Raw genomic sequence first — 11,567 nt, 5'->3', positions numbered from 1 at the left:
TCGGTGCTGACTGTTGAGAAGGATGGTGTTGAAGTAACCGATGCTGATACTGATTTTAATAGCTCCAAACTATATAGGTTGATAAAGGAATTGAAGGCAGAGGGCAAGGCTCGAGGTGAGGAATGGCTTTCTTTTTCAATATCCTATCGACGTGAGGGTGAGGTGAAAACGAAGTTTAATTACTGACGTTCAAATGCACAGTGCCGCGAAAAGGGGATTTATTTTATAAGGTGAAGAGAGTCGATTCATTGGCTTGCTCGGTGTTCTAAAATAAATCCCCCTTTTCCCCCTTTTCCCCTCTACCAAAACTCTACTGCTGTAGAGGTGCCGCGAGATGTACATATTGCAGGCCTACGTATGGCGGAAAAAGTAAGGAAAAGGGGACAGATTTATTTTATGAGATGCAGAGTGTCCCCTTTTTTTGATCGGGGTGCCGAGGTCTTGGGAACCGTGATCGATTCCGGTCGTGGCGAAGGCATGGTTGTGTTGGCGCTGTTTGAGGAGATTTTGGCGCAATTGTGGCGCAGTTCTTGACGAACTGCGCCACAGCTCATCGCAGCAGATGGACTACGTTATGGCCACAAATAAAACCAATGCTACCCCGCTTAAATGGGTGGCATTGGGTTACCGACCAACCTAGCAGATTGACTCCCCAGCGCTTCCAATCCTTCACCACATCATCGATGACAGCAGTGGCAGTGTCTCTAACGGATCGTGAAACGGGCGACCCCAAAGGTCGCCCGTTTTCATTTACTCAGCCGCCTGCGCCCGCAACCGCCTCCCAATCACATCCATCACATCACACCCATCACGCAGCGATATCGTCAGCATTTTGCAAAGGTCGGAGAGCACCAGCGTGTCGGAGCTGATTTCCGAGCGGAATGCGATGTTTTCCAGCAGTTGAGTCACGGTACGGATGCGGTAGTCGGCGGTTTCGAAGAGGACGTCGAGCGGGGCTTCGGTGTCGATGAGCAGGGTGGCGGGGATGCAATCGATGCCGGTGATGGGCATGTATCGTTTCATCGGTAGTACCTCATTCAATTGAAAGGAGCTACCTCGTTAATCGAGTCGCCAAACCCGAGTCGCCATTAGGACGACGACGGAATATAGGCCGCCTTGTCCGGGTGCTACAAGACGCCGCTTTCCGAGCTTGATGTAGGACGTTTAGCCTGTCTGTGGTGGTATTCGTTACGTGGGGTTGGGCTGTCGGCGGCGGCGAGGTGTTTGCTTCCGTTTGGGTGCGGAGCGTTCATAGAGGGGGGCTGCTGCGCAGCCCAGCGGGAGCAAGCTCCCTCGCCATAGGGGATTTGTACAGCCTTTAGGTGGGTGAGTTGTCCTGAGGGGCGCCGTCGTTGATCTTCTGCTAGAAATCTGTAATTCGGAACAAGGCCGGGGTACCTCGTTTTCCGTCTCAACATCCTCTTCAGCAAGGCTCTTTTTTGTGCTTCCCTTATGGCCACTTTTCTCTTTCGCAGCCTGCCCAGCGCTCGCCCACTTCGGACTCACAAACCGTGCACAACCCCACCCGCAACGCGCTGACCACCCAGCTCGCCACCCACCCCGATGACATCACCACACGTGCCGCGCTTTACCGCGATCTGCTCGACACCGCCGAGGTTTCATTGGACAGCGTACGCCTCGCCGCAGGCCTGTGCGATCCGGCCGCTAACGTCGTGATTGCTCAGTTGAACACCACGGCACATGCCAACCGCCCCGGACCATTGCTGGCGCAGCTTCGCAACCTGCCGGTCGATCATCTGGAGTTGGATAACGCCGAGCCGGCGTGGTGCGACGCTCTGGCGGGGCTGCCTTTACGCACGCTGGTGCTCAACAGCCCACGTTTCAGCTGCGATCAAAGTGTATGGAAACGTTTCCCAGACCTCGCTCTCGAGAACCTGGAAATCAGCGGATTCTCCCGAGACGATAACGCCACCAGCCTGCCTTCCCTCGAACGGCTGCGCCGGCTGAAGTTAAGCACCTACGGTGAAGACTTCGACGACAAAATCCTTCAACACCTCGGCAATAGTCCGCTGCAGGAGTTGTCGTTGAACCGTTGCGATGACGTCACCGATGATGGCCTTCTCGGGCTGTCAAACCTCAAGTTGCGGTCACTCACGCTGGAACGCGTCGGCGAGCTGACGTCCCGTGGGATGGCGCACTTAGGCAGTCACCCCCTTGAGCAATTGTCCCTCGGTTGGAGCAGCGCAATCCTGAAGGACCCTGCATGGCTCTCACACCTGAGCGCGTTGCGCTCCCTGAGCCTGGATCAATGTTACGCAACAGACGCCACGCTGCACGCCCTTGCGGGTCTGCCCATCGAACGGCTTTCGCTTCCCTCTTCGTATGTTTGCGAGGACGACCTTGAGATATTGGAAGGCATGCCACTCGCCGACCTGAATCTCAAATCTTCACGTCAAACAATTGAGCGGCTCGATGTGCTGCACGGGTTTCCACTCAAGCGCCTGGGGCTCTCCGATGTGCAAGGCATCAATGCAGATACGTTGAGTGATCTGCGCGGTTTGGAGTTGGAGTCTCTGGACCTGTCATTGAACGACATCACTTGGAAGGCGTTGAAGCAACTCGCTGGCCTGCCACTGAAGCGGCTGAGTCTCAGCTTCTGTTGCGGCGTGGATGGCAAGGTTCTGCGCAAGCTCGTCGAGTTGGGCTTGCCGTTGGAGCAACTTGAAATAAGCGGCCTGGATCTGCGCGATGCCGACCTGGCCTGCCTGCGCGATCTGTCGCTGCGGCGCCTGGGTTTGTATGACAGCCCTTGGCTCACCGACGCCGGAGTGGCCCACCTTGTTCGGCTGCCGTTGAGTGATCTGACGATCTCGGCAGATCCAGGTGAATCGCGGATTACCTCAGCCGCAGTGCCGGTGTTGGAGCAATTGCCACTGCACACATTGGCATTGCTGAACTGTTCCGGGATCAGTGCCGAGGGTTGGGATCGGCTGGCCAGGTTGCCGGCTCGCGTCAGCGGCCCGGGTATTTGATGCTCGCCGCAGTCTTGCTCTGTAGATTCAAACCCGTGGGAGCAAGTTGTGCTCCCACGGGTTTACGCCGTTCGATGACTGACTCGCATCAAGCCGAGCCCCATCGTGAGCGACTAGCTCTTCACCAGTTGTAACTTAACTTCGCGGTCACTTCGCGGCCCGGGTTGTAGTAGTTCGCGGTCCCCGAGCCCACCACGTGCTGCTCATCCAGCAGGTTACTGACGTTAACCGCCAGGTCAGTGCCTTTGAAGAGTTTGTAGTTGAAGGCCGCATCGAAGAGCGTCGTGCCATCGCTGGTGCCGGTGTTGGCCGCGTCGAAGTAATAGGAGCCCACATAACGTGCACCCAGGCCAACGCTGACATCGGTGTCGGGGATGTTGTAATAGCTCCACAGCGACGCGGAGTGTTTGGGGGCCGTGGCGAACTCATTACCTTTGAGTGAGCTGCCGTCGTACAAAGTACCGCGCAACACTTCGGACTCCATGTAGGAGTAGCCACCCACCAGGCTCAGGTTGGGGGTCAGCTCAGCCTTGGCTTCCAGGTCCAGGCCGCGTACCCGTGATTCGCCAACGGTTTGTTGCTCGATGACACCGCTGGGCAGTACGACGGCGATGCTGACATTTTCCTGGGTCAGGTCGTAGACGGCCGCCGAGAACAGCGCGTCCATACCGATGGGCGCATATTTCACCCCCACTTCGTATTGCGTGCCCGTCTTCGGAATTACACCTACCGTTGGTGGCGAGACCGACTCGACCATGCTGACGTAGGTGGAGACTTCGTCGTTGACGATATAGGTCAGTGCGCCGCGATAGGACGTTTCGGAGAAGTTATCCGACGCTTTTACGTTGTTGATGTCGGTACTGGACAGATCCAGCGAGTCGTTGCGCACACCGGCGGTGACGATAAAGCGCTCATAGAAGGACAGGTTCTGCTGCAGGAACACGGCCTTGGTTTTCGTGTCGAGCTTGTCGTTGCTATAGGGCGCTACGCCGCTGGGTACACCCGTGAACACGGGGTTGGCCAGGTCGATGGAGCCTGTCGTGGCATATACGGAGCGTTCCTCGGTTGAAGAGTCGCCGTACTCCACGCCTACCAACGTACTGCTGTCGATGTTTTCGAAGCGGGCATCGTATTGCAGCATCAAGTTGCCGTTCAGTTGCTCGGCGTCGCTGTCAGTGCCAAAGATGTAACGCGGGACCGTGGTGCCAGTGCGGGCAGGGGAGTCGCTGAGGAACACATAGCCGAAATCATCGGTCAGTTCGCTGTAGCGCAGGTTGCTGCGCAATACGAAGCCATTGTCGAAATCATGGCTGAAGGTGCCGCTGATGTTGGTGCGTTCGACATCGTGGAAATTGTAGCTGGGCTCGCCGTAGAACTTGTCACGGTCGTATTCCTTGTCCAGCGGGTAACCGCCGCTGTTGGGCGAACTTTGGGTTTTCAGATAGTCCACGATCACCGAGGCCGAGGTGAAGTCCGTGGGTGACCAGGTCAGGCCGCCCATCAAGAACTTGTTGTCGTCCCGTGAGTGGTCGTACTCGCGATCGCTGTCTTGCATCTTTGCCGTGAAGCGACCGGCTACGGTTTTTTCTTCGTTCAGCGAGTCCCCGACATCGATGCCGGTTTCGACATGGTCGAAAGAACCGTAGGTGACGTAGCCCTGGCCGAACTTGTCGAAGCGTGGCTTTTTGCTGACAAAGTTCACCGAGCCGCCCGGGTCGGCCGGGCCGAACAATGTGGAGTTGGCCCCGCGGATCACCTCAACGCGCTCATAGGCGAAAGGTTCTTCGCGCACGCCGCGCATCGAGCCCAGGGTCAGGCCGTCCCGATAGGTCGTGGCCTGGAAGCCGCGGATCTGGAAGTAATCGTTGCGGTCGTCAGTGCCGTAATAGTCGGTAATGACCCCCGGCGTGTATTGCAGCAGTTCTTCGGTCGTGCTCACGCTGCGTTGCTTCATTTCCTTGTCGGTCACCACGGAAACCGAGGCGGGCGTATTGAGGATGCTGGTGGCCACCTTACCGCCGACCCAGAGTTCCTGGGCCACCACCGAGTTGCTGTCCTCGGTGCCGTCGATCCTGGCCTTGGCGTTGACGAGAATAGGCGCAAGGCGATACTCCTCGAGGTCGGCATCCGCCTTGGGTTGCGGCGTCAGCAAGTAAGCGTTCGGGCCTTGCTGCTGTATGGCGATGTCGCTCCCCTGCAACAGCGACGACAGCGCTTCGGACGTATCGAGTGTGCCGCTCACGCCCCGGGTATTGCGGTTCGCTACGCTTGAAGCGTCGAAGGAAAGACTGATACCCGCTTCGCGGGCAAAGCGGTCAAGCGCCGGTGCCAGGGGCCCGGCGGGAATGTTCCACTGGTGCACCGGGTGGGTCTGCTCAACAGTCGAGGGCTGCGCCAGGGTGGGTAGCGCGTAGCTGCTGACGATGACGCCGAAGACCGCACCGTGTATGGCACGACTCAGTAGATGACGCTGGGGAAACGGGGACGCACTCATTAACTCGCTCCGTAAAAGGGGATCGGCAGATCGGCCTGTAGGTCGGCCTTTTCTTACATGCCGAACGAGAATGAGAAATCACCTCATTTTTATTTGAGGTTGATGTATGGCGAGGAAAACTGTTAGCTGGCGGCGTTCAACGTCACCCAGTATTGGGTTCGATAATCGATCCGCAGGTGCAGTGACTGCGCAACCAATGCCAGCACCTGATCGGTGTCGGCGAGCTGAAAGGTGCCGGAAACCCGCAGGCCCGAGACCTCTTCGGCGCAGCGCAACAGGCCCGGGCGATAGCGCGACAAGGCCCCGATGAAATCACCGAGGCGCATATTGCGTGCGCTGATCACCCCGTCACTCCAGCTCCAGACATCCAGGCCGTTATCCTTGAACTCACGAATGCCATCTGAGGTGAACAGCCGCTGGTTGCCGGCCTGGACGGTGTCGTTGACCGCAAGGGTTTGACTGGACCCAGGAAACACCGTGACGGCGCCGCCCTGCACTGCGATGAGCGTCCCGTCGTCCCGCTCGTGCGCCAGGAACCGGGCATTCAGGGTGCGTATGAGGCCGTCGCGGGTTTGTACCCAGAACGGGCGCGGTTGAGCCGAGCCTGCGTCCGGGCCGGTATTGACGATGATTTCGCCGCGCCGCAGAACGATCAGGCGCCGCTGTGCATTGAAATAGCTGTCGACCGCACTGTCGCTGTTGAGCTGGACAAGGCTGCCATCATCGAGTTGGAAGCGCTTGCGCTCGCCGGTTTTGCTGTGCTGTTGGGCAAGCATGGCTGGCAGCGGTGTGTAGTCGCGGCCCAGCCAGGCCGCGCCACCCAAGGTGGCCAATGCACCCAGTAGCTTGAGGCTTTGGCGCCGATGGATGCCTGAGCGGGCGCCCTTGAGGGTGTGCCGGGCCAAATCCGGTGGAACGCCCGCGAAGTCATCGCCAAGCGCTTCCACGCGCTGCCACGCTAACCGATGCTCCGCACGCTGCTGCAGCCAGTGCTCGAAACTGCGCTGGGTTTGCTCATCGGCAGGATTGAAGCGCAGACGCACCAGCCAGTGGATCGCCTGGTCGACCACCGCCGGATCCAGCGCTTGCGCTTCACTGTTCGGCATAACGCAAGCGATAGCAGTGTTGCAGGGCCTTGGCCAGGTCGCGTTCAACCGTAGAGCGGGAAACGCACAATTTTTCGGCTATTTGCAGGCAGGTCAGGCCGTCGAGCTGGGCGAGTAGAAAAGCCTCGCGAACCCTCGGTTTGAGCAGGTCGAGCAGGCGGTCTATGCGCTCGAGGCTATCAAGAATCAGCAAGCGTTCTTCTTCAGAGGGGGCCGCTTGTGGAGGGAGCAGCGCGAGGCTCTCGAAGTAGGCGCGTTCGAGCTCGCGACGGCGATACCGATCGATCATCAGCCCACGGGCGATGCTACTCAGATAAGCCCGGGGTTCGCGCAAGGGGCTCAATTGACGCGATTTGAGCAGACGGACAAACGTGTCCTGCGCCAGGTCCGCCGCGCTTTCGTGACAGCCGATGCGCCGGCTCAGCCAGCTGTGCAACCAGGAATGGTGGCTGCGATAGAGCAGGGTGAGGTCGGCATTGCCCAGTGTGTCGTTGCTGCGCATCAGCATCCCGGAAACATACATAATTGATAATGAATCGCATTATATTCAGGCGGCTGACGTCAGTGCAAATGTGTGGGAGCCGATGCGCGAGACGGGCCCTGGTATACGAGTCCTGATAGGAATAGGCAATGCTGCAAGGCAAACCGGCATAGGTGCCGAGGTTCTGCGTCGATAGCATGGCCTCGTTCCCACCTTATTGGAGGCTCGCCATGAGCAGCAGAAAAACCCTATTCATCACCGGCGTCAGCAGCGGCCTGGGCAATGCCCTGGCGCTGGAAGCGCTTGCGGTGGGCCATCGGGTGATCGGCACCGTGCGCAGTGACGCGGCGTTGCAGGCCTTCGAGGCACTGTCCCCGGATCAGGCTCATGGCGTGCTCCTGGATGTCACTGACTTCGAGCGGATCGACAGCGTGGTCGCCGCCACACAAGCCAGCCACGGCCCGGTCGACGTACTGGTCAACAATGCCGGCTATGGCCATGAGGGCATCTTCGAAGAGTCACCGTTGCAAGAGATGCGTCGCCAGTTCGACGTCAACGTGTTCGGCGCGGTGGCGGTGACCAAGGCCTTCGTGCCCTATTTCCGCGAGCGCCGCGCCGGGCATATCCTCAACATCACCTCCATGGGCGGCACCATCACCATGCCGGGCATTTCCTTCTACTGCGCGAGCAAGTTTGCGCTGGAAGGTATCTCCGATACGCTGAGCAAGGAATTGCTGCCGTTCAACATCTTCGTGACCGCCGTGGCACCGGGCTCGTTTCGCACCGACTGGGCGGGACGTTCGATGCAACGCACCCCGCGAAGCATTGCCGACTACGACGCCAGTTTCGACCCGATACGCAAGGCGCGGGAAGAAAAAAGCGGCAAGCAGCCGGGTAACCCACAGAAGGCGGCCCAAGCGATGTTGCAACTGATCGACAGCCCGACACCGCCGGCCCACTTGCTGCTGGGCAGTGATGCCCTCAGCCTGGTGCGCGACAAGCTGAGCCGTGCGGCCAGGGAGATCGATCAATGGGAAGCGCTGAGCCGTTCGACGGACGATTGAATGGCAAGCAAGAGGCTCGTCAATGACCCAGGTTGATGCCTGCACCGCGCGCATGGTGCGGTTGATGGAAAAGCTCGCACCGGTAGAGGGCTACAACCTCAGCGCGCTGGAAGACATCCGTTTTCTGCGTTCGAACCGACCGCTGACGCGCACGCCGGTGTTGTATGAGCCCGGCATCGTGATCCTGTGCCAGGGGCGCAAGCGCGGCTATCTGGGCGACGACGTCTATGTCTATGACGCCCAGCATTATCTGGTGGTGTCTGTCCCGGTTCCCTTCACCATGGAGACCGACGCCAGCGCCGCGGAGCCCATGCTGGCGGTCTACATGCGCCTGGACCTGCAACTGGCCAGCGAGTTGATGTTGCAAGTGGACGAAACCCTGGGTCCCAGCGATGCACAACCCAAAGGCATGTACGCCTCGCCCATGGACGACTTGCTGCGCACCTCGACGCTGCGTTTTCTGGAGGCCATGAGTCGCCCGGGCGAAGGGCAGATCCTGGGACCTTCGCTGATACGGGAAATCTACTACCGGATCCTGACCGGCGAGCAGGGCGGCTCGATGCGCGCCGCGCTCAGTCGCCAGGGGCACTTTGGCAAGATCACCCGAGCGATACGCAAGATCCACAGCTGCTACCACGAGCATCTGGACGTCGAAACACTCGCCCACGAAGCCAACATGAGCATCCCCAACTTTCACCTGCACTTTCGCAGCGTGACGGACTCCACGCCCATGCAGTACTTGAAATCGACGCGCCTGCACCAGGCGCGACTACTGATGCTGCGCAATACCATGAGCGCCTCGACGGCGGCGTTCAACGTCGGCTACGAAAGCGCCTCGCAATTCAGCCGCGAGTTCAAGCGCCTGTTTGGGCGAACGCCTCAGGCGGAGATTGAATGGATGAAGGCGACTTATGCGTTGCCTGCGCCTGCCGGGCCGTCCATTTATGTTTCGTCGCATTAGGAGCGGTGGTGGGGCGCGCCAGCGTTGATACTGTCCAGCTATAAAAAAGCACGGATGATCGGTGCCTTTCAACAGGTCGTCTTTACCTATCGTGAACAATCATGCGTGTCGGCGGGCGCGCATTGGCTGCCAGTGGAGTGCAAGTCAGAACTCGTTGTTGCCATTGATCACTGGCTTCAAAGTAAAAAGCTTTGATGCCCCCACACCGATCATTCGTGACGGGCAGAAAACGACCAAAAACTTCCCGTCACAACGGGCCGGAAATGGCCCAGAACGCCCATCATAACCCCATAAAAAAAGGCATGGTTTTCGCTGTTTTCAGCGTCGCGCAGACAGCTGTTGCGGCGCCAAAAATGCATCGTGGAAATAGTTACGAAACGCCTGCATCGCCGGGCTGAATTCGCGCTCGCGATGCCACGCCAGTCCGACACTCATCGGCGTCACCTTATCGGTGACTGTCAGGGTTTCGATGCGTTTTCCTTCCAATGACCAGGGACGGTGCACCAAGTCCGAGAGGATTGCCACGCCGCTGCCATTGGCGACCATGCTGCGCACCGCTTCGACTGAACTGGTACGCACCCGCACGTTTGGCTGTTGATGCGCATGTTCCCAGTAGCGCATGGCGCTTTGTTCGGCTTCGTCGACGGTCAGCAGGATGTAGGGTTCTTTCGCGACGTCGGCGAGGCTGACCGCCGAGCGTTCGCACAACGGATGGTGGCTGGGCAGCCATAACCGCCGTTCGGAGTTGAAGAGAATCTCTGAAACGATGTCCGGGTGCGTGAGGTTGGCGGTGAGCACCACGGCCATATCGAAACGACCTTCCAACAAGCCTTGTTCAATGGCTTGCCGTTCCTGTTCATGAACTTCAATCGCCACGTCCGGATGCCAGTGTTCCAGGCGCTGCAAATGGTGCGGGAGGAAATAACCGATCACTGTGTAGCTCGCCGCCAGGCGCAACACGCCGCTGGCGCGGATGTCCGGCAACGGGCTGTTCAACGCGTCATCGACGCTGCGCAAAATCACGTAGGCCCGATTCAAAAAGTGCCGCCCGGCGTCAGTCAGGCTCATGCCCTGGGCCGAGCGCTGGAACAACAGCGTGCCAAGGATGCCTTCCAGTTCCTTGATCGCCGTGGTCACCGCCGACTGGGAAATATTCAGATGAATCGCGGCTTGAGAGATTTGCCCGATCTCGGCGGTGGCGACGAAATAGCGGACTTGGCGCAGGGTCAAGGACATGAGCACTCCGGGCGACGCTGTATCTGTTTTTCAGAAGATGGCCTATCTGATAATAGATCTTCCCAAGGGGGTAGGGAGGAATCTAACTTGGCCTTCACGAAGTCACAAGCGTCGGGAGCAAGCGTCATGCAGGCAGTAGACTTCAACTCGGACATGGGCGAAGGCTTTGGTCCCTGGACCATCGGCGATGGCGTCGACAATGAGCTGATGGGCTTTATCAGTTCGGCCAACATCGCCACCGGTTTTCATGCCGGCGACCCTGGCACCATGCGCCGCACCGTCGAGCAGGCCAAGCGCCTGGGCGTGGCTATCGGCGCGCATCCGGGGTTTCGCGACCTGGTTGGTTTTGGCCGTCGGCACATCAATGCGCCGGCCCAGGAACTGGTCGACGACATGCTCTATCAGTTGGGCGCCCTGCGTGAACTCGCCCGGGTTCAAGGCGTGGCCCTGCAACATATCAAACCCCACGGCGCGCTCTACATGCACCTGGCCCGAGACGAAGAGGCCGCCCGTTTACTGGTGGAAAACCTCCAGCGCCTGGAGCCGGAGTTGCTGTTGTATTGCATGCCCGAATCGGTGATCTGGCGGGTTGCCACGGAACTCGGCCAACCGGTAATCCGCGAGTTCTACGCCGATCGCGAATACGACCTCAGCGGCTCCATCGTCTTCACCCGTAACGTGCGGGCTTACGACCCGGCCCACGTCGCCGAGCGAGTACTGCGTGCTTGCCAACAAGGCGTGGTGCGCACCGTCGAGGGCGAAGACCTGGCGATCGAATTCGATTCCATCTGTTTGCACAGCGACACGCCGGGCGCCCTGGCGTTGGTCGAAGCCACCCGTCATGCGCTGGGTGGCGCGGGCATAGAGGTCCGAGCACCGCGCTGAGACCGAACGAAAACACCTGGCCCACAGACGCCAGGGTTTGCCCACCGATTCACTTTTTGCCTGCCTTTCTATAACTATTCCAAGAGGAACAGACATGGCTGAACACACTGTAATCACCCCATTGCCGGGGACCTTCTACCGTAAAGCCTCTCCGGAATCGGCGAACTTCGTCGAGGTCGGCGCGCAGGTCAGCGCCGACACGGTCATTGGCCTGATCGAGGTCATGAAGCAGTTCTCCGAACTGACCGCCGGGACGGCTGGTCGCCTCAGTGCCTTCTTGGTGGAAGACGGTGATCCGGTGGAGCCGGGTCAAGTCGTCGCAACACTCGGCGACGAGTGAGGGGGCG

At 59.1% G+C, this 11,567-nt stretch carries 10 protein-coding genes and 1 pseudogene; 6 read left to right on the top strand and 5 right to left on the bottom strand.

From position 1 onward, the window contains the following. Positions 1 to 186 (top strand): annotated as a pseudogene (locus J4E53_RS03445) (immunity protein YezG family protein); the annotation flags it as partial. A 564-nt stretch (positions 187 to 750) separates the two neighbouring features. On the opposite strand, the gene J4E53_RS03440 reads toward J4E53_RS03445, so the two are convergent. Further along, positions 751 to 1,023: a hypothetical protein gene (locus tag J4E53_RS03440; protein ID WP_092146193.1), complete on the bottom strand. Its 273-nt coding sequence runs from the start codon at positions 1,021 to 1,023 to the stop codon at positions 751 to 753. Between the two features lie 488 nt (positions 1,024 to 1,511). Between J4E53_RS03440 and J4E53_RS03435 the strand changes: the two genes are divergently transcribed. After that, on the top strand, positions 1,512 to 2,993 hold the full coding sequence (locus tag J4E53_RS03435; protein WP_103308902.1) for a hypothetical protein: 1,482 nt from the start codon (positions 1,512 to 1,514) through the stop codon (positions 2,991 to 2,993). Between the two features lie 121 nt (positions 2,994 to 3,114). Here the strand turns inward: J4E53_RS03435 and J4E53_RS03430 are convergent, their stop codons facing one another. The 3 genes from J4E53_RS03430 to J4E53_RS03420 form a co-directional block, all read right to left on the bottom strand. After that, the gene (locus J4E53_RS03430) at positions 3,115 to 5,487 is read right to left on the bottom strand and encodes a TonB-dependent siderophore receptor (RefSeq protein ID WP_103308903.1); all 2,373 of its coding nucleotides are present in this window, start codon (positions 5,485 to 5,487) and stop codon (positions 3,115 to 3,117) included. Between the two features lie 122 nt (positions 5,488 to 5,609). Next, the gene (locus J4E53_RS03425; protein WP_103308904.1) at positions 5,610 to 6,593 is read right to left on the bottom strand and encodes a DUF4880 domain-containing protein; all 984 of its coding nucleotides are present in this window, start codon (positions 6,591 to 6,593) and stop codon (positions 5,610 to 5,612) included. Continuing rightward, positions 6,580 to 7,095 (bottom strand): sigma-70 family RNA polymerase sigma factor, encoded by a 516-nt coding sequence (locus J4E53_RS03420; RefSeq protein WP_060743083.1) that lies wholly within the window; start codon positions 7,093 to 7,095, stop codon positions 6,580 to 6,582. The genes J4E53_RS03425 and J4E53_RS03420 overlap by 14 nt, the downstream gene beginning before the upstream one ends. 209 nt (positions 7,096 to 7,304) lie before the next feature. Between J4E53_RS03420 and J4E53_RS03415 the strand changes: the two genes are divergently transcribed. Then, a complete protein-coding gene (locus J4E53_RS03415; protein WP_103308905.1) occupies positions 7,305 to 8,138 on the top strand; it encodes an oxidoreductase in 834 nt (277 codons plus the stop codon). 22 nt (positions 8,139 to 8,160) lie between these two features. Next, positions 8,161 to 9,099 (top strand): AraC family transcriptional regulator, encoded by a 939-nt coding sequence (locus J4E53_RS03410; RefSeq protein ID WP_060739244.1) that lies wholly within the window; start codon positions 8,161 to 8,163, stop codon positions 9,097 to 9,099. A 318-nt stretch (positions 9,100 to 9,417) separates the two neighbouring features. Here J4E53_RS03410 and J4E53_RS03405 read toward each other — a convergent pair whose 3' ends face one another. Then, positions 9,418 to 10,335, bottom strand: a complete 918-nt coding sequence (locus tag J4E53_RS03405) for a LysR family transcriptional regulator (protein WP_047882404.1) — start codon at positions 10,333 to 10,335, stop codon at positions 9,418 to 9,420. A gap of 126 nt (positions 10,336 to 10,461) precedes the next feature. Here J4E53_RS03405 and J4E53_RS03400 point away from each other — a divergent pair, with 126 nt between their 5' ends. Both J4E53_RS03400 and J4E53_RS03395 read left to right on the top strand, forming a co-directional pair. After that, on the top strand, positions 10,462 to 11,220 hold the full coding sequence (locus tag J4E53_RS03400) for a 5-oxoprolinase subunit PxpA (RefSeq protein WP_060739243.1): 759 nt from the start codon (positions 10,462 to 10,464) through the stop codon (positions 11,218 to 11,220). A gap of 94 nt (positions 11,221 to 11,314) precedes the next feature. Continuing rightward, positions 11,315 to 11,560 carry an acetyl-CoA carboxylase gene (locus J4E53_RS03395; RefSeq protein ID WP_103308906.1) on the top strand — a complete coding sequence of 82 codons (246 nt, stop codon included), beginning with the start codon at positions 11,315 to 11,317 and terminating at the stop codon, positions 11,558 to 11,560. Positions 11,561 to 11,567: the final 7 nt, after the last annotated feature.

The sequence above is a fragment of the Pseudomonas sp. FW305-28 genome (assembly GCF_017351395.1).
Lineage (GTDB): Bacteria > Pseudomonadota > Gammaproteobacteria > Pseudomonadales > Pseudomonadaceae > Aquipseudomonas > Aquipseudomonas fluorescens_AA.
This window is presented reverse-complemented; position numbering and strand designations above follow the sequence as displayed.